Consider the following 21,204-nt stretch of genomic DNA (forward strand, 5'->3'; position numbering starts at 1 on the left):
TCTATCGGCCGACAAAAAAAGACGGCAACATTTCTGTTACCATCTATTATATCATGAAATGACCTAAGCACCAAAACTCTTGAAGAAATTGACAATGGCTTGCCAAAGGGAGCTAAAGAAGTTACCCCCGTCTTCTAGCGCTTTATTGGCATCAAAGTTGAGGTTGATATTTTTAAAGCTATCTCCAGCCTGGGATACAATGCTTTCCTTGAGGTCTTTTAGGGTTTTAGTGAAATCAGCATTATTCAATATGTCACTCTTCGAGAGGTTAAGTGCAAAATTGATGATGATGTTGACCTGGTTTCCTGTTATAACCTGATCAAGTTTGTAGTTTTTTAGCGTGTCTTCAACGATTTTGCGGACATCTTCTTCTGTCAGATTTCCTTTGGCTTCTTTTGCCTTTGCAATTCCTGCCTTAATATCTGCCAAAGCCACATTGAGCTTATTGGCATCGTAGCCTGACTTATCCTTGTTTTCAGCATTGATATCGGACAAGGCTTTTAGTTCTTCTTGAGCCAAGTCTTTATTGGCTTGCGGTACTTTAGCACCATTAGCCTCTAACGAGTAGTAAATCCCTGCTAGGGCGCTCTCTCCTGTAACTGGAATGGGGGCTGCAACTGTGATTTTAGCATGCTCCACTCCCAGCGTCACTGCTGCGTTACGGTACATATCCTGCGTCACCTTGGTGATATTTTCAGGCGTTTCAATCTTGACCTCTAGAGGCGACTTATCACCTAACTTTTGAATCTTAGCTGACGAATAGAGCTGTAGGCTAGCATCATTAGCCACATTCATGATTTTCGAATAGATATCAGGTGTCATAGTTTTGATATCTTTGGTGTCTTTTGATGCATCATAGCCAAGTTTGCTAAGAGTTTGATTTTTCTGGTCTTCAGATAGAGAAGAACCTAGAACGTATTCTGGTTGAACATAGGTTTCATCGATTACTTTTTGAACATCGGTTGCTGCGTGGACGCTTGTCATAGCTGTTACAGCCCACAAAACGGCAGCACTCGTTAGAAAGAATTTCTTTCTCATGGGATATTCCCTCCTTTACCTTTCTAGGGTAATAAAACAATCTTAAAGAAAGCTTATAGTGAAAAACACCTGGTCAAACCAGATGTTTAGAAGAAATTAAAGAATTTCATGATATAGAGATTAAAGCGAACCTGTCTCGAGTAGTAATAATTTCCACCATTTTCATAGAGTTCTGCACCATGAAAGATAGAAATTGGGTTGATATAGGTATAGGTCTTTCCAGTGGTATTGCCAAGGATAGGAGCGACCGTTTCTCGGGAATAACGCTTGGCTAATGCTAACGTATTTTCCTTGCCATTCTGAGCGATAAAGTCGATATAGGCAGGCCCAAAATTATAGGCTTGAACGGCTGTCCAGACATCTACTCCTTTGCTCTGTGCCAAATAGAGGTTATCTGTTAGTGTCTGTATCCCTTGGCGAATACTAGAGGCATCGTCATTAATGGTATTGGTAGCGCCACTAGCGGACTCACTAGACTGCATGACATCCCGCTCTTTTCCCTTCGTTTCGGTATAAATCATAGCGAGCACCAACTCTTCATTGGCGGGAGTATCTCTTTCACTGAGGATTTCCCGAACCATGGGTTGGTAGGTCATGACTTGTTTAACATCCTGATGGATATGATAAGCTTTGTATCCTGCGAAAAGGAAGACTGCTAGCACAAGCACTCTTCTTATAAATTTAAACATTATTTACTTTGAATATCCTCGATATTTTTGATTAAGATAGAATAGGTTCCATTGTTATTTTGAATAAACTCGACAGACTCGGCGTCTTGGTAGACGTTATTGGGAACAATGAGTTCAATTCCGTTTGACAAGGAAAGTTTTTGGTTTTCAAATTTCTTGAGTTGACGACTGGCATCAATTTCATCAAATTGAACTGGTTCTGGCACAGCTTCCTTGACTTGGTCGATAAAGCTTAGACGAGCTGTCAGGTTGTTATCAAAAAGGTCATTAGCCAATTTTTCAGGCGACAATTCATTGCTTTCTTCAAGATTGTTGAAAATCGCTGATTTGACCTTGGATTGAAATTGAAAATCATCTGTGTTAAAAGATTCAGCAATTCTCTGGGCCGTTTTTTCCAGTTCCTTGATGGATTTCTTTGGCGAAATCTTAGGGGCAACAGCTAGCAGATTTTCTGAAAAGTAGTTCAAAAAAGTCCCATTGTACTTGATGCGTTTCTCGATGAGATGGTACTTGCGACTCTGTAGATTAACCACCAAGGCCTCGTCAGCTCCCGTTCCAAATCCAGGCAGGTTATTCTGAGTTAGCTTGATTGGATTATCAACTTCTCCACCGAGGTGGGTCAAGGTCTCACGCAGGGCAATTCGTAAGAAAGCGAAATGCTCTACACCTTCTTTAGAAAACTGAACAAAAACCAAGTCATTGGTCTTGAGATTTTCTGAAATGATGAACTCCTCTTTCCAGAGATTAGCCAGTGTTACTGATGTCTCCAACAAATCATCTGTGATGTGATTGAAGAAGGGATTTTCTTCTTCGAAAATCCCAGTCTTAGCTTCATCTGAATACACACGTTCAATTTTTTTGCGTAGGTATTCTTCGATTTTTGGAGTGATATTGAGAAACTTATCCGCTAGGAACAACTCAGTATCATCTGGGCTGAACTGATGGATAATGGCTTTCTTAATATAAATGTCCATAAAAGTATTAGTCCTCGTATAATGGGAAGGCATCTGTCAATTCTTTGACTGCGCTTCTCACTTCTTCTAAGACAGCCTCATTATCTGCATTCTTGAGAGTTTTAATGATGAGTTCAGCCACTTTACGGCATTCTTCTTCACCAAATCCACGTGCAGTGATGGCTGCTGCTCCGATACGAATACCGCTTGTCTTGAATGGTGACAAGGTTTCGTATGGAATTGAGTTTTTATTTAGGGTAATATTAACTTCATCCAGCAAGTTTTGAGCAACTTTTCCGTTTTCAACAACCTTAGTCACATCCACTAGGAAGAGATGGTTTTCAGTACCGCCAGAAATGATACGGAAATCAGAGTCTTGTAAGAAGACTTCAACCATAGCTTTGCTGTTTTTGATGACATTAGCAGCATATTCCTTGAAGGCTGGATCTAAAACTTCTTTGAAGGAAACCGCCTTAGCCGCCACAACATGTTCCAAAGGACCGCCTTGAATACCAGGGAAAATAGCTGAATTGATTTTCTTAGCTAGGTCCTCATCATTTGTCAAAATCAAACCACCACGAGGTCCACGAAGGGTTTTGTGGGTCGTTGTTGTCGTGATATGAGCATATGGTACTGGGCTTGGGTGAAGACCAGCTGCAACCAAACCAGCGATATGGGCCATATCGACCATAAGCTTAGCCCCAACAGCATCCGCAATTTCACGGAATTTTGAGAAGTCGATAATTTGAGAATAGGCTGAAGCACCTGCTACGATTAGTTTTGGTTTTACTTCTTGGGCTTGTTTCAAGATAGCATCAAAGTCCAAGAGTTCTGTTTCAGGATCCACACTATAGGAAACAAAGTTGTAGGTTTGACCAGAGAAGCTAACTGGAGCTCCGTGGGTCAAGTGTCCACCTGCTGCCAAATCCATCCCCATAACGGTATCACCTGGTTCAATCAAGGCCATGTAAGCCGCACAGTTGGCTTGGCTTCCTGAGTGAGGTTGGACATTGGCGAATTTAGCACCGAAAATTTCTTTTGCACGTTCAATAGCAAGAGTTTCTACAACGTCTACCACATCAGTTCCACCATAATAACGGCGCCCTGGGTAACCCTCGGCATATTTGTTTGTCAAGATAGACCCTTGAGCTGCCATAACAGCCTTGGAAACCACGTTTTCCGAAGCAATCAACTCAATGTTGTTTTGTTGGCGTTCTTCTTCTTTGGCAATAGCATTCCAGAGATCAGCATCGTATGCTTTAAAATCGTCTTTATCAAAAATCATAGGTCTTCTCCTTTATAGTGTGACTGGTCCTTTAGTTTGTTTTTACAATAAGAAAATAAACTAAAAGATGCGAATAAAACGTTTCTGCACTTTATCACAAGTATAACCAACTTTTTCATAAAATGCATGAGCTCCCAGACGATGATCACCAGAGTTTAAGCGGATAAACTCATAGCCCCGTCTTTTTGCTTCTTGATCCAACCCTTGCAGTAAGCTTTTACCGATACCTTGCCCTTGTGCTTGAGGCGAAACCGCTAAGCCTAAAATATTAAATCCTGCTTTGGAATAGAGGGATTCATAAACTTCAGCATGAACATATCCAAGTAGGATATGACTAGCTGCATCCTCATAACCAAGTAGGAAATGATGGGAATCCTGAGATAATTTAGCTAGTTGACTAGCTGTGTCCTCTGGACTAAAAGAATAACCCAAAGCCTCTTTGTTAATCTCACATATAGCATTCACATCTGTTTCTTGCAAATCTCTTAGCATCTCATTCCTCCTCAAAAGAAATCTCTGGCAACCGAGCAAGAATATCTTCTCGTTTAATTGCGCCTTGGCGCAAGATTTTCACCTTGTCTCCAGACAAATCCAAAATCGTCGAATCCTGTCCTGTTAGAAAATCATCATCCTCCAGACCCAGAACCTCTTGGTCAAAATCCTCTAGGATTTGATGAAAGGTCACTCCACTTGCCTGACCTGAGATATTGGCAGACGGCCCAATCAAAGGACCTGTCTCTTGAATCAAATCAAGTGTAATGGGGTGACTCGGCATCCGAAATCCCACCGTTGCAAGACCAGAGTTGACCCAATAGGGAACTTGGTCATTGGCTTCGAGGATAATAGTCAAGGGACCCGGTAAAAAGGTCTCTACAAGCTTTTGTAGATAAGTTGGCTGTTTCTTTGAAAAGTGCAAGATGTCCTCTAGAGAAGCGACATTAAGATTGAGCGCCTTATCTCTAGGACGACGTTTGAGTTGGTAAACATGGTCGACAGCTTTTTCATCTAAGGCCTTAGCAAAGAGGCCATAAACTGTCTCAGTTGGTAGAACAACAGCTCCGCCCTTTTCCAACTCTTGTCTAATCCTGTCCATCATCAACTACAACCATCCTATCTTGACCAAATTGGTCCTTGAGTGTTCGTACTCGTTTTTCAGGAAGATATTTCCTAAAAAGCGCAGGAACACTTTGACCTTGCTTGTATCCAATTTCAAGGTAAATCTTACCACCATCTGTGAGATAGTCTTTTGCATCTTCCGCAATTCTACGGTAAATAGCTAGGCCATCCTCATCAGCAAAGAGAGCTGAATGAGGCTCCGAATGCAAAACATTCAAACCGACCTCTGACTCATCTTCACGAGAGATATAGGGTGGATTGGATACAATTATATCATATTTTTCAGAAATTTCTGCAAAACAATCCGATTTTTTAAAAAATATATTAAGATTTTGATTGCTAGCATTCTCTGATGCAAGCTCTAAGGCATCTTGGGAAATATCTGCTGCTGTTACTGACCAATCTGGTCTGTTTTTAGCTAATGCAAGAGCTATGGCGCCACTTCCAGTCCCAATATCTAGGACATTAAGATTTTCCTCAGGATTTTCTGTGAGGATGAGTTCCACCAACTCTTCTGTTTCTGGACGAGGAATCAAAACCCGCTCATCCACTTTTAACTGCATTCCAAAGAAATCAGCGTGACCAATGATATACTGAGCTGGTTTGTGGGCCGTTAACTGCTGGTAAATCTCCTCTACAAAATTCTCTTCCTCTTTTGTCACATCCTGCTGAAGGGAAAAGACAAAGTCTGTAAAAGAGAGTTTTTTCAGGCTACGATAGACAAAAGAGAGGCTTTCAGCTTCCTCTCCTTGTCTTATCAACTCTTCTTCAAAATCTGAAAATAATTGAGCTAATTTCATTATTTGTTTAATTCTTCTAATTTCTGTGTTTGATCGTAAAGGACCAAAGCGTCTACAACTTCATCCAATTTACCAGACAAGATGGTATCTAGTTTTTGAAGGGTCAAGCCAATACGGTGGTCTGTAACACGGTTTTGTGGGAAATTGTAAGTACGGATCCGTTCTGAACGGTCACCAGTACCGATAGTTGACTTACGCTCAGCGTCTTGCTCATCTTGGGCAATCTGTGCAAAATGGTCAGCCACACGCGCACGAATGATTTTCATAGCCTTCTCACGGTTCTTCTGCTGGGTACGTTCTTCCTGCATCTCAACCTTGATATTGGTCGGCAAGTGAACGATACGAACAGCAGTCGCAACCTTATTGACGTTCTGTCCACCAGCACCAGATGCGTGGTAGATATCAACACGAAGGTCTTTTGGATCAATATCGTACTCTACTTCTTCCACTTCAGGCATGACAAGAACTGTGGCAGTTGATGTATGGACACGACCTTGGCTTTCTGTCACAGGGACCCGTTGGACACGGTGGGCACCTGATTCGTACTTGAGTTTAGAGTATACAGACTGACCAGAAACCATGGCAACAACTTCTTTAAAACCACCGACGCCGTTCATAGAAGCTTCCATGACTTCAAAGCGCCAGCCTTGGGCTTCCGCATATTTTTGATACATAGTTAGAAGGTCTCCGGCGAAAAGTGCCGCTTCGTCACCACCAGCCGCTCCACGGATTTCAAGGATGATGTTCTTGTCATCATTTGGATCTTTTGGAAGAAGCAAGATTTTTAGTTTTTCTTCGTATTCTTCTTTTTCAGCCTTGGCATCCTTGAGCTCTTGCTTGGCCATTTCTTCTAAGTCCGCATCTCCACCTGATTCCTTAATCATCTCTTCGGCATCAACGATGTTTTGAAGGACTTGCTTATATTCACGGTAGACAGTTACTGTATCACGAGTTGAAGCCTCTTCTTTGGACAATTCCATGAAGCGTTTGGTATCAGAGACTACATCAGGGTCACTCAGCAATTCTCCTAATTCTTCATAACGGTCTTCTACAGCTTGTAGTTGATCATAGATGTTCATTTTTCTTCATTCTCCTTATTGATTTCAGGGGCAAAATAATGTTTACGGCAGACTGAGATATAGGTTTCATTACCACCGATTTGAATTTGTTCGCCATCATAGACTGGCACACCATCGTGCGTACGCAACACCATAGTCGCCTTTTTCTTACAGTACTGACAAATGGTCTTGATTTCGTCAATCTTGTCTGCTAAGAGCAAGAGATATTTGGAGCCTTCGAACAGTTCATTTCGAAAGTCATTCTTCAAACCAAAAGCCATGACAGGTATGTCTAACTCATCAACAACACGAGCTAGGTCGTAAACATGGTGACGCTTGAGAAACTGGGCCTCATCGACCAACACACAGTATGGTTTCTCAGGTAAGTCTCGGATATAACCAAAGATATCCGTCGTTTCCTCAATCGCAATGGCTGGGCGTTTCATACCGATTCGACTAGATACATAGCCAACACCGTCACGCGTATCCAGAGCCGAAGTCATAATCACAACTCCCTTTCCTTGCTCCTCGTAGTTATAGGCCACCTTGAGAATCTCAATCGTCTTACCAGAGTTCATGGTCCCATAACGATAATACAACTGTGCCATGCTTCTATTTCACGTCCATTTCTAAATTTTTGCTACATTCTAGTATATCATAATTTTCTGAAGCTTTAAACGGCAAAATGTGGTAAAATAGAAGAAATCAAAAACTAGTGGAGGAAGCTATTATGCCATTTGTACGCATCGATTTATTTGAAGGTCGCACGCTCGAGCAAAAGAAAGCTCTTGCTAAGGAAGTAACGGAAGCCATTGTCCGTAACACTGGAGCCCCTCAATCAGCCGTTCATGTCATCATCAACGACATGCCAGAAGGAACTTACTTCCCACAAGGGGAAATGCGCACCAAATAAACCAGCTTAAGCAGAATTGCTTAGGCTTTTTCAATCTCCAAGTAGCATCCATTGAAGAAATAGTCTAATTTTGTTACAATTTGAAGAGATGCTTGGATACCTATCCTAAGAAAAGAAATACAAAAGGAATTAGTATGATTACACGTGAATTTGATACTATCGCTGCTATCTCTACTCCACTAGGCGAAGGGGCTATTGGTATTGTCCGCTTGAGCGGAACAGACAGTTTTGCCATTGCGCAAAAGATTTTTAAAGGAAAAGACTTGAGCAAGGTTTCTAGCCACACTCTTAACTATGGTCACATCGTTGACCCTCAAACTGGTAAGATCATGGACGAGGTTATGGTTGGGGCTATGAAGTCTCCAAAGACCTTCACTCGTGAAGATATTATCGAGATTAACACCCACGGTGGGATTGCGGTAACCAATGAAATTCTCCAACTAGCTATCCGTGAAGGAGCTCGGTTGGCAGAACCTGGTGAATTTACCAAGCGTGCCTTTCTAAACGGTCGTGTGGACTTGACACAGGCTGAGGCGGTGATGGACATCATCCGTGCCAAAACAGACAAAGCTATGAATATTGCAGTCAAACAATTGGACGGTTCTCTTTCTGACCTCATTAATAATACTCGTCAGGAAATTCTCAATACGCTTGCCCAAGTTGAGGTCAATATCGACTATCCTGAGTATGACGATGTTGAAGAAGCCACTACTGCAGTCGTCCGTGAGAAAACTATGGAGTTTGAACAATTGCTAACCAATCTCCTTAGAACAGCTCGTCGCGGTAAGATCCTTCGTGAGGGAATTTCAACTGCCATCATCGGACGCCCCAACGTTGGGAAATCCAGCCTCCTCAACAACCTATTGCGTGAAGAAAAGGCCATCGTAACAGACATCGCTGGTACTACTCGAGATGTCATCGAAGAATACGTCAACATCAATGGTGTTCCTCTCAAATTGATTGATACAGCTGGTATCCGAGAAACAGATGATATCGTGGAGCAAATCGGTGTCGAGCGTTCGAGAAAAGCCCTCAAGGAAGCTGACTTGGTATTACTAGTGCTAAATGCTAGTGAGCCACTAACAGCACAAGACAGACAACTCTTAGAAATCAGTCAGGATACCAACCGCATTATTCTACTTAATAAAACGGATCTTCCTGAAGCGATTGAAACTTCGGAACTGCCTGAAGATGTTATCCGTATTTCAGTTCTTAAAAATCAAAATATCGATAAGATTGAAGAACGCATTAATGACCTCTTCTTTGAAAATGCTGGTTTGGTCGAGCAAGATGCTACTTATCTATCTAACGCCCGTCATATTTCCTTGATTGAAAAAGCAGTCGAAAGCCTACAAGCTGTTAATGAAGGGCTGGAACTGGGTATGCCAGTTGATTTGTTGCAAGTTGACTTGACCCGTACTTGGGAAATCCTCGGAGAAATCACTGGAGATGCTGCTCCTGATGAACTCATCACCCAACTCTTTAGCCAATTCTGTTTAGGAAAATAAGAAAAATCCATGATCGTTCTTGCGGTCATGGATTTTATTGTAGTTATTAGTAATCTGGTCTTAAAACACCAGTTACAGTTGCCTTAGTTGCTTCGTAGTCGCCATCTACGACAACTTTGATAATGCGTTTGGCATCTTCTTCTGGTGCTGGAACTAGAGGTAATCGAGTTGGACCAGCTTCAAATCCCATGTAGTTCAAAACTGCCTTAACAGGTGCAGGACTTGGATAAGAGAAGAGAGCATTGACCTTAGGAATGAATTTACGCTGAATAGCTGCTGCTTTCTTCATATCGCTTTCTGCAATGGCAGTAAACATCTCGTGCATCTCATCTCCATTTGTATGAGAGGCAACAGAAATAACCCCATCCGCACCAAGGTTCATGGCATGGAAAGCATCACCGTCCTCACCAGTATAGACCAAGAACTCTTCTGGCTTGTGCTCAATCAAGTAAGCCATATTAGCCAAGCTGGTACATTCTTTGACACCAATGATATTTGGATGGTCAGCCAAACGAAGCATGGTTTCTGGAGTTAATTCGACAACCACACGTCCTGGAATGTTATAAATGATAATAGGTAAATCTGATGCATCCGCAATAGCTTTAAAGTGCTGGTACATCCCTTCTTGAGAAGGTTTGTTGTAGTACGGTACGATAGCAAGTCCAGCAGCGAAGCCACCAAAGTCTGCGACTTCTTTGACAAATTCAATCGAGTCACGTGTATCATTGGTACCTACACCCGCAATCAAAGGAACGCGTCCATTGACAATCTTTTGTACAGCCGCAAAGAGTTCCAACTCTTCATCGTGAGTCAAAGTTGGACTCTCGGCAGTCGTCCCTGCAAGAAGAATTCCATCTGTATGATGGGCCAACAAATGCTCAATCAAGGCTGGAATAGCATCAAAGTTGATGGAACCATCCTCATGGAAAGGGGTAATAAAGGCCGTGATGATTTTACACTCTTTTAAATCTTGATAAGACATGAGAAACACCTCTCTATTTCAAAGAAGGAGTTCATCTGAACTCCTAAACGATATGACTATTTTGATTCAAATTTCAACTCCGCTGTTGGACGAACCAATCCACGCTCATGAAGCGTTTCTGCGATTTGAACTGAGTTCCAAGCAGCACCTTTGAGGAGGTTATCTGAAACAACCCACATGTGGATTCCTTTTTCAGCATCCAAGTCTTTACGGATACGACCAACAAAGGTATCACGTGAGCCAACAGCATTGATAGCTTGCGGATAGATTTGATGCGCTACGTCATCCTCAAGAACAGCACCTGGGAAGGCTGAAATAGCTGCTTTCACTTCTTCGATTGGGGCCACTTCTTTTGTTTCAATGTAAACAGACTCAGAGTGAGCTGACAAGACAGGAATACGTACACAGGTTGCAGATACTGCGATGCTATCATCTTCCATGATTTTCTTCGTTTCCTTAGTCATCTTCATCTCTTCGTAAGTGTAATCATTGTCCGTGAAGACATCGATTTGCGGAAGAGCGTTAAAGGCGATAGGATAGTGTTTCTTGTCACCGCCTGAAGGCAAGATTTCCGCATGCAAATCACGTGGATTCACACCGTCATTCAAGACTTCACGAAGTTCACGTTGTGTTTCAAGAATCGCTCCCATACCAGCACCTGAGACCGCTTGGTAAGTTGAAACGATGATACGGTCCAAGCCCCATTTTTGACGAACAGGCTCAAGAGCCACCATCATTTGGATTGTTGAACAGTTAGGGCAAGCAATAATCCCGTTGTGGGCATCAAGTGCGTGAGCATTGACTTCCGGCACAACCAATGGTACATCTGGATTTTGACGGAAATAAGATGTGTTATCTACTACTACCGCTCCAGCTTGAACTGCGTATGGTGCATACTTAGCTGATGTCGAACCACCTGCTGAGAAGAGTGCAATATCAACACCCTCAAAAGCGGTCTCAGTCGTTTCTTCAATCGTAATATCTTGGTCTTTAAATTTCAAAGTCTTGCCTGCTGAACGTGCAGAAGCAAGGTAACGAATTTTATCGATTGGAAGTGTTGATTCTTCCAACATTTTTATCATCTGAGCTCCGACAGCACCTGTCGCGCCGACTACAGCAACTGTATATCCCATAAATAACCTCTTTCGGAATTTTCTAAAAATTTCTATAATAGATGTATTATACTACTTTTTCCAGAAATTGAAAAGCATTTTTGGGTTATATTTTCTGAAAATTAAAAATCCCTAGTCATTGACCAGGGACTAAGAGGCATCTTCATGTGATGAGCAGGTTCACACAACTCATCAAGGTCCGCTCCTGCGTTATGACCTCCTTATGCTCAATAGCAGTCCGAAGACTGCCTATCGACTCATCGCATCTACTATTCTACTAGATAGAGTCACTTTTGTCAACAGCCAAAACTCTTTGCTTCATTTATACAGGTGCATAAGAAATATCTTTGAAAAATTTGGGGCAGACATAACAAAAACCCTTGTAAATAAGAGTTTTTGTATCTATTTAATGCTAATTGCCGGGATTGAACCGGCGACCTCATCCTTACCATGGATGCGCTCTGCCAACTGAGCTAAATCAGCTTACCTAAAAAGTATACTATAGTTCTATGTTCTTGTCAAGCGCTCTCTTTTAATTTTATGGAATGAAAAAAGCTAGATTTAGCAAGAATCTAGCTTATAAACTTCTTATCTTGTTAGATCGATTCGGCGTCCTAATTTTCCGATTAAAATAGCACCTACGATGAGTGATGCAAACTCACCAATTCCAGTAGAGAACCATGTGAAGAAGAAGGGAGCTTCTGTCAAGATATGAAGTTCGGCTGCAATGGTAATCATTGAAATGGAGAAGAGGATTGAAAAGAAGAAATGATCTTTTCGAATCAATCCGTTAAAGAGGTAATCTTTGCTGTATTTTGCAAAGAGCCATACACCTAGACTTAGGAAAACTAGGGTAGAACCTCCACCAACAAAGACATCTATTAATCCAAAACTACTAAATAAATTAGCAATCATACATCCAATTGTCACACCGATGATGTATTTAGGGTTGTAAAATGCCAAGAAATTCAACATTTCTGAAATACGGAACTGGTACTCCCCAAAACTAAGAACATTGATTGGTGGCGTAATAGTCAAAACTACATAAATAGCAGCAACAATAGCAATATCTGCCATGTCACGAACAGTTAATTTTTTCATGTTTTCTCCTTTGACGGTTTCCCGCGTAAAATATGCTTGGTGAAAGAAGCTAAGCACCAAGGGTTGAGATTATCAACCTTACTAGTATAGCACATTAGCCAGCTTTATGCTATACTAAAATCATGAAAAAACTAACAAGATCTTTCTTTGATAACGAGATTCTCTCCTACCTATTTTTCGGTGGTGCTACGACTCTGGTCTCTATTTCATCACGTTTGGTTATTTACCATATCAGCCACCAGGAAATCCTTGCAACTGCCCTTGCAAATATTATTGGGATTCTCTTTGCCTTTCTCACAAATGATACAATTGTCTTTAAACAAGAGAGAAGAAATTGGCCGACTCGCTTGGCTAAGTTTTTCTTAGCTCGTCTCTCTACTCTTGGTCTTGACGTTCTTTTAACTTATATCTTTGTTACAACTTTCCCTGATATTATTGGCCAGTTTGTCGAATTTAATATAGATAGGGTTAATACTGTTGAAACTATCCTAGCACAAATCTTGATCATCATTTTAAACTATATTTTCAGTAAAATCTATATTTTTAAAAGGGGCAACTGACTGCTTTAAGCGTTCAAGTTGCTTTTTGTCACAATTTAGGATATAATAAATTAGAAAATTAGGAAAGGAATTTATGAAAATGTTAAAGGATCTTAAAGAATTCTTGCTTCGTGGTAATGTCGTTGACCTCGCTGTCGGTGTGATCATTGCCTCTGCTTTTGGTGCTATCGTTACTTCATTTGTTAACGATATCATCACTCCACTTCTATTGAACCCAGCTTTGGAAGCTGCGAAAGTACAAAACATCGCTGAGCTTGCATGGAATGGTGTTACATATGGTAAATTCTTGAGTGCTATTATCAACTTTCTCGTTGTAGGTACTGTGCTTTTCTTCGTTATTAAAGCTATTGAAAAAGCGCAAAACCTTCGTAAGAAAGAGGAAGTGGTTGAGGAAGCACCTGCTGCTCCAACTGAACTTGAAGTTCTTCAAGAAATCAAAGCTCTTCTTGAGAAAAAATAAAACAAATAAAGGATCTAGCTTAAAGCTAAATCCTTTTTTCTTTACTCTTTTGTTAACTTCCCAGCCTTTTCAAGCATTTTCTTAATCAAGTAAGGCATCTTCACATTTTCACGACCTTTTTTCTCAATGAGTTTTTTGACAAATTCTGGCATCTGAAGGTCGTCTGTCTCCTCCATGATGTCCTTGGTAGTTGCTGAAGGCGCTAACTCATCAAAGGTTTCTTCTTCTGGGAGAAAAGCTTTAAATTCTTTGTCTTCATTGGCTCTTACTGTAGCAACTAAAGCATCAATTAAACGGCTATCTGTATTGGGCATAGGTGGACGATGGTAGGTGACACCTAATTCTTGACACAACTCATAACATTCCACATCGTTATCAAACAAGACTTCGATATGCTCACTGATAAAGCTAATCGGGACAAAGATATAATGCTCTGGATGTTGCTTTTGTTCTCGCAAATATTCTAAGACATCTGGCTTGATCCAAGGGATTCCAATATCACTTTCGCTCTGCCAAGTATTGGTATACTGGTCTGTCGTTAAGCCGAGTTGTTCAGCAATTAGCTTGCTATTATCGAAAATCTGATCGATATAAGGATCTCCAAAGTCCAAGGCAAAAACGGGGACGCTATGGGCTGAAAAGATTACCTTGAAAGACTCTTCTCCCACATGGTTTCGTAAAATTTTGTTAATCTCATCTGTCCAGAAGTCCAGCAAAGGCTCTTGTTGATACCAGTCCTTAATAACTAAAAATCGGATCTGCTGGCTTTCCAAAAACTTTTCATATCCCATGACTGAGTAAAAAGAATAATGAGGTTCCAAAATCAAGCAAATACATTCTTCAACACCATCAGTTTCCATCTGCTTGATCACGTCTGGGATAAAGGGGCGAGAAAATTTGTTGGCAAAGTAGATACCGTACTCCTCCCCTATACGTTCTCTTACTAAAGCAACTTCTTCCCTTGTAATCCGCTGCAAAGGCGTCCCACCGATACGGACATAGTTGTCATAGAGGATCTGAATTTCGTGGTCTTGGGGTCTAACTCCACGACGAATGTTTGTAAAAAATTCTGCTACTCCTTCAAAACTAATCTCCTCTGGAGATCCAAAGGTCATCATTAATAGGGCTCTTTTCATGTTATCATCCTTATGATATTGTTTTCACTATCTATTCTATCATGAAAGAAAAAAATAGTAAACGCTTCCGCCGCCTACTATTTTTTTTGTTCTTTTGTATTTCTATCTCTCCTCATGATTAGGATGATAACAACAAGGAGTAAGACGACGATAATCAGGAGAAGAAAGGCAAGGATATAAATCCAATGCGTTGGAATTCCTTGGTCAAAATAGCGCGTCCCTACTGCTTCTCCACTTTTATCCTGGGATGCTTTTACTGGTGCATCCGTTATTTTAGCTAAGAGGATATGTCGTCCGTTTGTAATGTTAAGGAAACAGGTGCTTAACAAAACAATCTTGTCCGTTGAGGTCAAGGAGACATCTCGCTTGTACTTGGCTTTACTTAGCAAATATTGATAGTAAGCCTGGTGTTCCTCATCGTTGGAACTCAAAGTTCGGTAAATCTCCGTGTCATATGCATCTACTTCTAAAATCCCAAAAATCTCCAGACCACGTTCACGGCCATTGTAGTAGATAGAGCCATAGCGATGCTTTTCAAAAAAATCTTGATCCGCAAATTTTTGAATCTCCCCAAACATAGCACCAGAAGCCATGGAGTGACCATAGATGATGGTGTTAAAGTCAGTAAAGTTTGGATTAAAACGATAGTCTAGAAAAATAGACCCTGACACAGTATAATCGCCAAAAGCATTGCGGTCAAGGTATTTGACATTGTCCTGACTCTGCAAGAGGGGATAGTCTACCTTGGTCCCATCAAGGCTAATCCAACCACAAACATCCTTGTTGAGGTGCTGCAAGGTTTCAAAGCCCGTACTGCTGGCATCCTTTTCAATGGGATTATAATGATCGTAGTCACTCGCAAGGACTCTATCAGCTGTAAAAAGACAGAAAAAAGCTAGAAAGAGGGATAGAATGACCTTTATAACTTTGCGACTCGTACTTGTTTTCATATTTCCTTCTTTCTCCTTTCTAGCCTTGAAAATAAAAGAGCAAGAGAGGCTGTCCCTTTCTCTTTTATTGGTAGTTTAGTCAGTAATGGTATCTGCTCCTTCTTCCTTTGCTTCTCTTCTACGACGTAAGATCAAATAGAGGATGATGAGCAAGAAGATCAATAGCAAGAGCAAGATAAACAAGATGATGTACCATATCCACAAAGGAATCGATGAGAGAAATCGTCCGAGCGACGAATCATCAAAGACACTGTATGGGAATGGTTTTGATTTTTTCGTATGGAAGGTGTTCTTTGGAACCGTATCCGTAATCTTGGCAACTACGATATGTCTCCCATTTGTTACGTCTAGGAAACAGGTACTGAGAAGAATGATATGGTCATTTGGCCCCAGTGTAATGTCTCGTTTGTGGATGGCAACCGAGAGTAAGTGATCGATATATTCTTGGCGCCGATCATCCCCATTAATACCTGGATCGTAGATGTTAAAGTCATAGGCGTCCACCTCGAGCATTTCAAAGATTTCAAGACCTTTTTCTACGCCATTATAGTAAATACTACCGTAGCGATGCTGATCAAAAAATTCCTTATCAGAAAACTTTGCTACATCTCCAAACATAACCCCATTTTCTACATGGTGCCCGTAGATGATGGTATTAAAGTCTTCGAACTTGGATTCATTTCGAGCCTCAAGGAAAATAGCCCCTGTAGCTGCAAATTCTCCCTTGGAATCCTTGTTCAGGTATTTTTCATTGTCTTTGGCTTGGACTAAGGGATAGTCGATATTGGTGCCATAGACATTGATCCAACCGAGAACCTCTGGATTGACTTGCTGTAGCTTGTGAAAGCCAGAAAAACTAGCAAGCTCATCCTTCTCACTGGTACTAACAGGTCTATAAGCCTCATACTCACTTGATGAAGCCTGAGAATAAACCTGATTGGCATCCCAAAGGGCGTAGAAACCAAAGAGAAAGACTAAGGCTGCCAAGAGGAGCAAGATATGATTCATCAATGCATCTACAGCAAGGACCAGACGCCTAGACAAACTCCTTTTTGGTTTCTCACGCTTGATTTTCATCGGTCAAACCACTTGCTTAAGCTTGTCTGCGTTTTTTAGACAAAACAACAAATCCAGCCAAACCAAGACAAATCATCAAGATGAAAGGAAGGTTATCAATCAAGAGACCAGTAGGGGTAACGTCTGGCAAGCTATTTGTGATAGTGTTATCGTTTGGTTTTTCACCAATAAGGATGTTTTCTTGTGTAAAATCTTGTGATTTTGTTCCATTCTGTGTTCTAATTAAACCATTTGATTTGAGTTCTGATGATGCAGTATATCCCTGAGAACTAACTTCAACTAATTTATATTTTGTACCAGCTGGAATTTTTTTAAATACAAGAGTTTGATTATGTCTTAAAGTAATTGTAGTTTCTCTATCATATTCAAAAGTTTTGGAAACTCCATCAATACTACCATTAATTGAACTTGCTTCTTCAGTCGACGCTTTTTTAAAAGTAAGTTTGAAAGTGAAGTTTTTAGTCTTATCAGCACTTGATCCTGACACAACTTTTTTAATAACTAATGAATTTGCTGTTGGATCTATGTTAGCTTGATCTGGATTATTTGGTTTTGGATCATTGGGGTTCGTAATTTTCCCAGCGTCTTTTCGATAGGTGTTACTAAATAAGTCATATTTATATGTTTCAGAGCCTGTAGAAGGTTTTACTTTTGCGCCGTTAGTATTACTGGTTTCTTTAAAATACACAGATGAAATGTAAGTCCCATTCTCACGACTCTTATTCTTTACAATAACGTGCATGTCGTATGTACGCGTATCATAAGTCATATAGTCAATAGGGGTACCATTTTTAGAAATTGCTTGCCAACCATCATTCTTTTCTGCAACTCTATAAACATATTCACCAGCATGGTTGTATCTAACAGAATAAAAAATATTAGTTGTGTCTTTTTTTATACTATCTTCATTTGGTTTCAAGACATCTGACGAACGAAAAGTTACACTCTGATCTGGAATATTCGTTCCAGTTTCATATGGTGCCCCATTAGATGATGTTCCAGTTTGAGGTGTGAAGGTAAATGTAAAAGTTGCATTAGGTGTAGTAATTCCTTCGGCAATTTTTAAAGTTTTATTTATAGCAACTTTAGCATCACTTTCTCCTGTTGCTCTAGCTGTTGCGAGATTATCATCATTTGTATCCGCAAATGTTGGCACTCCACTAAAGACCGACAAGGCGGTTACAGCTGCAATACTTGCAGTAACTAATTTTTTCAAAAATGTTTTTTTCATGATTATTCCTTTTATTTTTAAATTTCTTTTTTCATAAATTGTCATCAAAAGCCCCGTCGCCTTAGGACTGTTACCACCTTGCCATGGGTATCCTGTATAGGAATGGTTCCAAAAGCACGACTATCTACAGCCGTTGTTCGATTGTCTCCGAGGACAAAGAGTTGTCCTGCTGGGACTTTCATTGGGAAGGTAGCCCCTTCCTTATAGAGCAGCGTTTCTTTGTAGATATCCTGCTCTTGTTGAGGAGAACCGTTGATGATGAGACCATTTTCGTTTATATCGATCGTACTTCCTTCGGTTGCTATGACACGCGCCACTCTTTCCTTACCCTTATAACTATAGACAAGCAGGTCACCAATCGAATAACGTTTATCAAGCCTATAGTAGACAACCAAGTCGCCATCTTTTAAGGCTGGCTTCATGCCATCGTCATTGTATCTCAATAGTCCAAAGACAAAAAAGTAAAGGGTGGCCAGTACAAACCCAACCATCAGAAGCTTACTGACTAAGTAGAGGATATCTCCCCATACACTCGGCGGAGACTTATCCCGATTGACTTGTGTTACTGTTTTCTTATGTTTCTTTTTAAGTAGCATTATTTTCTCCTATGTACCACTAGATAGCCGAGTAGGATTGTAAAGAAGATACCTCCTAGAGGAAGGATTATTCCTAACACGAGTGTACTGCTGAGGAAGTCAACTCCGGTTTCAGGTACGCTATTCTTATTATTCGTGACTGTCGCGGACTTATCCCCATCTAGCTTGCCTTCTTGATTTTCATAAGATACCTGATATCCACGCGAAGAGTTTGATTCCTCTTCTACGGTATAGTGACTATCGAGTGGTAGCCCATAAATTTTTATGGTTTGATCTTTGTTGAGATCTATAGATGCTCGACCATTCGTGAATTGCAGAGAGGTTCTTTTATTATTCACCGTTGCAGTATAGGTTCCATTCAATGGGCTATTCTGAGCATCCCTAATGTTAATGGTAATCTTGAAGGATTTTAATAGGTTGGCAAATACGCCTGTAACTTTTTTTGTGACTGATAAACTTGGAAGCTTGTGATTCGTAACAGTGCTGGTTTCGTCTTTATTCAGATCACCCTCTTGATTCTCATATGTAACGTGGTAACCATTCGTTGATGCCGCTTCTTCTTCAACCTTGTAATGGGTTCCTCGAGGAAGATAGCTTAGAATACCTTTCCAACGTTTTCGTTTTTCGACACGGATCTCCGCTTCACCATTCACAACAGTTATCTCACCAAAAGTTCCATTCAATGGCGTAGAATCAGGAGAGGTTAGTTTTACCTTAATCCTAAACTCCTTGTTCAAGTTATTTTCAGCTTCCAACACTTTCTTAATCGTCAGACTTGGCAATTGTTTATAGATTACCTTAAAGGATGGTTTAGTTTCTGTACCAACATTTTTTATTTCTTTGGTAAAGGCTGGGACGTCCGGTGCAATTAAATCGTATTGATATCCTTTGGCAACTTTTTCAAAGTTCCTCGTTTCATTAGATTTATTTTTTTCGACAGTCACATTGGTCTTTCGATAGTCTTGATTATCAGGACCTCCATTCTTGTTCTTTTGAACCAGTTTCAGTTCAACATTACTCGGTTGATCAGCTGTAATAACAGTTCTCGCACCCGTCACACCTTGCCATTCAACTTCCACCGGAACCGTTAATGGATCCGAAGGCTTAAAGGTTGGGTTGTCAGAGTATTCTTTGGTCTTGGTTTGGGAGGTGCCTATTCCATAGGAATAGGTGACACTGGCACCTTTATTGGAATAGAGTTTATTGACATCAGAACCTTCAGCATCACCAGCCTCTAGTTTTTTATCACCTGCAATGGCATCCAGAGCATCTTGACTAGATGTAACAGTGAATTTGAGGACATATCTAGCTCCATCTTCTAAGGAATAATTCGGAGAAAAGTTAGCCGTAACTTCCACTAATCCTTCTGCCGTTGTCTTGGTATCAAAAGTTACTTGCTCTTCGGTTAATGTTTCACTGCTACCATCCTTTTCTTTCACTACACGAAACTCTGACGATCCGTTCGGTAATAGCTGGACATACTTAGAAAGAACATCCTTGATGGTCACGTGGTGGATTCCCAGTGGCAGAATCTTATCAGTGATATCTTTGAAACTGTCTTGTAACTGGTCTTCATCATTTGCAGAGAATATTTCATTTGGAATGGAGGCATTATGTTGCCTCATATAATATTGCAGACTGGTAATACTGTCGACATTGTTTGAATAACGAAATTTAATTGAATAGAAACCATCAAGTGTTGGAGCCAAGCTATATGATAGACTATTTAGATTATTATTTAATCTATCCCAAAACCACTGGGGAGCTGTTTCGATATTAGGATCCTCGTTATTGTAGTTATATATAGTGTAACCATTGGCATCGTAGACCATATTCGCAAAGCCATCTGAAAGCAAAATAACGACTTTCTTAGCATTAGATCTTGCACTTCCCATTAACTGGTTGGCCAAGGTTAATCCAGCCCCAATATTGGTCCCGGTACCAATACCTGACTCAGTACCAATGGAATTACCTCCTGCAATACTCATGTTGTATACCGCTGTTTTAGCAGCACGAGCATTGTTACTCCATCCTAAAATCGTGTTAGCATCATCCCATGGTGAAACGCCATCATAGTATTTTGTCATCCGTTCATAGGGCCAGTATGGTCTAAATAGTCTCCATTTATGTCCATCCCAATACTGATCAACTTTTTTATTGTCAATTTTTCCCCCAAAACCTACCATGGATAAGCGGTTATTTGAATTGGATAGAATGGTATCAATTAAGCCCTTACGACCATTTGTTCCTCTTAGAGTATTTTTTAATGCGTCAATCCGACTGATCGTCCGTCCATCAAAAGATTGGACATCCTGATTCTGCATACTTCCTGAGAGGTCTGCTACTAAAACGACATCCAAGGGATCCGTTTGGGTCTCCGTTCCCAGTTTGGACGTGATATCCAATGACAACTCATACTTGTCATCCTGTCCTGATATCGGAGTAATCGTTTTATGAAGAGTTGTCTGAGGTTCTGTAGTAGAATCTGCATTTAACAGACTTATCGGAGCACACAAAAAGAGAATAGCTAACAGTGTAACTAAACGGCGCGCAATAATTTGAACTTTCTTAAAATCGAAGCGAATGTTCATTTTATTCTCCTTAACTAGAATGTACTAATATTGTTACTATATCAATCT

Annotated in this window: 22 protein-coding genes, 1 tRNA gene and 1 riboswitch; of the genes, 4 read left to right on the top strand and 19 right to left on the bottom strand. The window is 40.6% G+C overall.

The window, feature by feature from the left end:
- Positions 1–63 precede the first annotated feature (63 nt).
- From B7714_RS05945 to B7714_RS05985, 9 genes are all read right to left on the bottom strand, one after another.
- Positions 64–1,038, bottom strand: coding sequence for a DUF1002 domain-containing protein (locus B7714_RS05945; RefSeq protein ID WP_084859958.1), 975 nt, complete (start codon positions 1,036–1,038; stop codon positions 64–66).
- A gap of 86 nt (positions 1,039–1,124) precedes the next feature.
- Positions 1,125–1,727, bottom strand: a complete 603-nt coding sequence (locus B7714_RS05950) for a lysozyme family protein (RefSeq protein ID WP_042768074.1) — start codon at positions 1,725–1,727, stop codon at positions 1,125–1,127.
- Positions 1,727–2,701: a nucleoid-associated protein gene (locus B7714_RS05955; protein ID WP_162284805.1), complete on the bottom strand. Its 975-nt coding sequence runs from the start codon at positions 2,699–2,701 to the stop codon at positions 1,727–1,729. The genes B7714_RS05950 and B7714_RS05955 overlap by 1 nt, the downstream gene beginning before the upstream one ends.
- A gap of 7 nt (positions 2,702–2,708) precedes the next feature.
- Positions 2,709–3,965 carry a serine hydroxymethyltransferase gene (gene glyA, locus B7714_RS05960; protein ID WP_084859960.1) on the bottom strand — a complete coding sequence of 419 codons (1,257 nt, stop codon included), beginning with the start codon at positions 3,963–3,965 and terminating at the stop codon, positions 2,709–2,711.
- A 60-nt stretch (positions 3,966–4,025) separates the two neighbouring features.
- On the bottom strand, positions 4,026–4,457 hold the full coding sequence (locus B7714_RS05965) for a GNAT family N-acetyltransferase (protein ID WP_084859961.1): 432 nt from the start codon (positions 4,455–4,457) through the stop codon (positions 4,026–4,028).
- 1 nt (position 4,458) lies between these two features.
- Positions 4,459–5,061, bottom strand: a complete 603-nt coding sequence (locus tag B7714_RS05970; protein ID WP_084859962.1) for an L-threonylcarbamoyladenylate synthase — start codon at positions 5,059–5,061, stop codon at positions 4,459–4,461.
- The gene (prmC, locus tag B7714_RS05975) at positions 5,045–5,881 is read right to left on the bottom strand and encodes a peptide chain release factor N(5)-glutamine methyltransferase (RefSeq protein ID WP_084859963.1); all 837 of its coding nucleotides are present in this window, start codon (positions 5,879–5,881) and stop codon (positions 5,045–5,047) included. The genes B7714_RS05970 and prmC overlap by 17 nt, the downstream gene beginning before the upstream one ends.
- Positions 5,881–6,960 carry a peptide chain release factor 1 gene (gene prfA / locus B7714_RS05980; RefSeq protein WP_084859964.1) on the bottom strand — a complete coding sequence of 360 codons (1,080 nt, stop codon included), beginning with the start codon at positions 6,958–6,960 and terminating at the stop codon, positions 5,881–5,883. Before prfA ends, prmC begins: the two co-directional genes overlap by 1 nt.
- Positions 6,957–7,547, bottom strand: coding sequence for a thymidine kinase (locus B7714_RS05985; RefSeq protein WP_000068123.1), 591 nt, complete (start codon positions 7,545–7,547; stop codon positions 6,957–6,959). The genes prfA and B7714_RS05985 overlap by 4 nt, the downstream gene beginning before the upstream one ends.
- A 122-nt stretch (positions 7,548–7,669) precedes the next feature.
- Here B7714_RS05985 and B7714_RS05990 point away from each other — a divergent pair, with 122 nt between their 5' ends.
- Positions 7,670–7,852 carry a 4-oxalocrotonate tautomerase gene (locus tag B7714_RS05990; RefSeq protein WP_001117397.1) on the top strand — a complete coding sequence of 61 codons (183 nt, stop codon included), beginning with the start codon at positions 7,670–7,672 and terminating at the stop codon, positions 7,850–7,852.
- Between the two features lie 134 nt (positions 7,853–7,986).
- Positions 7,987–9,360, top strand: a complete 1,374-nt coding sequence (gene mnmE / locus B7714_RS05995) for a tRNA uridine-5-carboxymethylaminomethyl(34) synthesis GTPase MnmE (protein WP_084859965.1) — start codon at positions 7,987–7,989, stop codon at positions 9,358–9,360.
- A 46-nt stretch (positions 9,361–9,406) separates the two neighbouring features.
- Here the strand turns inward: mnmE and dapA are convergent, their stop codons facing one another.
- The 4 genes from dapA to B7714_RS06015 all read right to left on the bottom strand — a co-directional run bounded on the left by dapA (position 9,407) and on the right by B7714_RS06015 (position 12,555).
- Positions 9,407–10,342 carry a 4-hydroxy-tetrahydrodipicolinate synthase gene (gene dapA, locus B7714_RS06000; protein WP_000121603.1) on the bottom strand — a complete coding sequence of 312 codons (936 nt, stop codon included), beginning with the start codon at positions 10,340–10,342 and terminating at the stop codon, positions 9,407–9,409.
- A gap of 56 nt (positions 10,343–10,398) precedes the next feature.
- Entirely contained in the window at positions 10,399–11,475 is a 1,077-nt protein-coding gene (locus B7714_RS06005; RefSeq protein ID WP_084859966.1) for an aspartate-semialdehyde dehydrogenase, read from the bottom strand.
- A gap of 389 nt (positions 11,476–11,864) precedes the next feature.
- Positions 11,865–11,937: transfer RNA gene (locus tag B7714_RS06010), tRNA-Thr, on the bottom strand.
- A gap of 105 nt (positions 11,938–12,042) precedes the next feature.
- On the bottom strand, positions 12,043–12,555 hold the full coding sequence (locus B7714_RS06015) for a QueT transporter family protein (RefSeq protein WP_000737305.1): 513 nt from the start codon (positions 12,553–12,555) through the stop codon (positions 12,043–12,045).
- Positions 12,553–12,649, bottom strand: a riboswitch (PreQ1 riboswitch). It overlaps the preceding gene by 3 nt.
- A 28-nt stretch (positions 12,650–12,677) precedes the next feature.
- On the opposite strand from B7714_RS06015, the gene B7714_RS06020 reads away from it, so the two are divergent.
- Together B7714_RS06020 and mscL are read left to right on the top strand one after the other, a co-directional pair.
- Entirely contained in the window at positions 12,678–13,115 is a 438-nt protein-coding gene (locus B7714_RS06020) for a GtrA family protein (RefSeq protein WP_084859967.1), read from the top strand.
- A gap of 79 nt (positions 13,116–13,194) precedes the next feature.
- On the top strand, positions 13,195–13,575 hold the full coding sequence (mscL, locus tag B7714_RS06025) for a large conductance mechanosensitive channel protein MscL (protein WP_084860381.1): 381 nt from the start codon (positions 13,195–13,197) through the stop codon (positions 13,573–13,575).
- 41 nt (positions 13,576–13,616) lie between these two features.
- Here mscL and hemH read toward each other — a convergent pair whose 3' ends face one another.
- The 6 genes from hemH to pitA all read right to left on the bottom strand — a co-directional run bounded on the left by hemH (position 13,617) and on the right by pitA (position 21,156).
- Positions 13,617–14,711, bottom strand: coding sequence for a ferrochelatase (hemH, locus tag B7714_RS06030; protein WP_084859968.1), 1,095 nt, complete (start codon positions 14,709–14,711; stop codon positions 13,617–13,619).
- 77 nt (positions 14,712–14,788) lie between these two features.
- Complete coding sequence (gene srtB, locus B7714_RS06035) at positions 14,789–15,661, bottom strand: PI-2 pilus system class B sortase SrtG2 (RefSeq protein WP_084859969.1); 873 nt, start codon at positions 15,659–15,661, stop codon at positions 14,789–14,791.
- 75 nt (positions 15,662–15,736) lie between these two features.
- On the bottom strand, positions 15,737–16,738 hold the full coding sequence (srtB, locus tag B7714_RS06040; protein ID WP_000695087.1) for a PI-2 pilus system class B sortase SrtG1: 1,002 nt from the start codon (positions 16,736–16,738) through the stop codon (positions 15,737–15,739).
- Positions 16,739–16,754: 16 nt separating this feature from the next.
- Positions 16,755–18,014, bottom strand: coding sequence for a DUF7601 domain-containing protein (locus tag B7714_RS06045; RefSeq protein ID WP_084859970.1), 1,260 nt, complete (start codon positions 18,012–18,014; stop codon positions 16,755–16,757).
- Positions 18,014–18,565, bottom strand: a complete 552-nt coding sequence (gene sipA, locus B7714_RS06050) for a PI-2 pilus system signal peptidase SipA (protein ID WP_000924790.1) — start codon at positions 18,563–18,565, stop codon at positions 18,014–18,016. The genes B7714_RS06045 and sipA overlap by 1 nt, the downstream gene beginning before the upstream one ends.
- Complete coding sequence (gene pitA, locus B7714_RS06055) at positions 18,565–21,156, bottom strand: PI-2 pilus tip adhesin PitA (protein ID WP_084859971.1); 2,592 nt, start codon at positions 21,154–21,156, stop codon at positions 18,565–18,567. The genes sipA and pitA overlap by 1 nt, the downstream gene beginning before the upstream one ends.
- Positions 21,157–21,204: the final 48 nt, after the last annotated feature.

The sequence above is a fragment of the Streptococcus oralis subsp. oralis genome, from assembly GCF_002096595.1.
Taxonomy (GTDB): domain Bacteria; phylum Bacillota; class Bacilli; order Lactobacillales; family Streptococcaceae; genus Streptococcus; species Streptococcus oralis_D.

Coding starts and splice junctions, on each gene's coding strand:
- B7714_RS05945 (WP_084859958.1), bottom strand. CDS start 1,038: ATGAGAAAGAAATTCTTTCTAACGAGTGCTGCCGTTTTGTGGGCTGTA.
- B7714_RS05950 (WP_042768074.1), bottom strand. CDS start 1,727: ATGTTTAAATTTATAAGAAGAGTGCTTGTGCTAGCAGTCTTCCTTTTC.
- B7714_RS05955 (WP_162284805.1), bottom strand. CDS start 2,701: ATGGACATTTATATTAAGAAAGCCATTATCCATCAGTTCAGCCCAGAT.
- glyA (WP_084859960.1), bottom strand. CDS start 3,965: ATGATTTTTGATAAAGACGATTTTAAAGCATACGATGCTGATCTCTGG.
- B7714_RS05965 (WP_084859961.1), bottom strand. CDS start 4,457: ATGCTAAGAGATTTGCAAGAAACAGATGTGAATGCTATATGTGAGATT.
- B7714_RS05970 (WP_084859962.1), bottom strand. CDS start 5,061: ATGATGGACAGGATTAGACAAGAGTTGGAAAAGGGCGGAGCTGTTGTT.
- prmC (WP_084859963.1), bottom strand. CDS start 5,881: ATGAAATTAGCTCAATTATTTTCAGATTTTGAAGAAGAGTTGATAAGA.
- prfA (WP_084859964.1), bottom strand. CDS start 6,960: ATGAACATCTATGATCAACTACAAGCTGTAGAAGACCGTTATGAAGAA.
- B7714_RS05985 (WP_000068123.1), bottom strand. CDS start 7,547: ATGGCACAGTTGTATTATCGTTATGGGACCATGAACTCTGGTAAGACG.
- B7714_RS05990 (WP_001117397.1), top strand. CDS start 7,670: ATGCCATTTGTACGCATCGATTTATTTGAAGGTCGCACGCTCGAGCAA.
- mnmE (WP_084859965.1), top strand. CDS start 7,987: ATGATTACACGTGAATTTGATACTATCGCTGCTATCTCTACTCCACTA.
- dapA (WP_000121603.1), bottom strand. CDS start 10,342: ATGTCTTATCAAGATTTAAAAGAGTGTAAAATCATCACGGCCTTTATT.
- B7714_RS06005 (WP_084859966.1), bottom strand. CDS start 11,475: ATGGGATATACAGTTGCTGTAGTCGGCGCGACAGGTGCTGTCGGAGCT.
- B7714_RS06015 (WP_000737305.1), bottom strand. CDS start 12,555: ATGAAAAAATTAACTGTTCGTGACATGGCAGATATTGCTATTGTTGCT.
- B7714_RS06020 (WP_084859967.1), top strand. CDS start 12,678: ATGAAAAAACTAACAAGATCTTTCTTTGATAACGAGATTCTCTCCTAC.
- mscL (WP_084860381.1), top strand. CDS start 13,195: ATGTTAAAGGATCTTAAAGAATTCTTGCTTCGTGGTAATGTCGTTGAC.
- hemH (WP_084859968.1), bottom strand. CDS start 14,711: ATGAAAAGAGCCCTATTAATGATGACCTTTGGATCTCCAGAGGAGATT.
- srtB (WP_084859969.1), bottom strand. CDS start 15,661: ATGAAAACAAGTACGAGTCGCAAAGTTATAAAGGTCATTCTATCCCTC.
- srtB (WP_000695087.1), bottom strand. CDS start 16,738: ATGAAAATCAAGCGTGAGAAACCAAAAAGGAGTTTGTCTAGGCGTCTG.
- B7714_RS06045 (WP_084859970.1), bottom strand. CDS start 18,014: ATGACAATTTATGAAAAAAGAAATTTAAAAATAAAAGGAATAATCATG.
- sipA (WP_000924790.1), bottom strand. CDS start 18,565: ATGCTACTTAAAAAGAAACATAAGAAAACAGTAACACAAGTCAATCGG.
- pitA (WP_084859971.1), bottom strand. CDS start 21,156: ATGAACATTCGCTTCGATTTTAAGAAAGTTCAAATTATTGCGCGCCGT.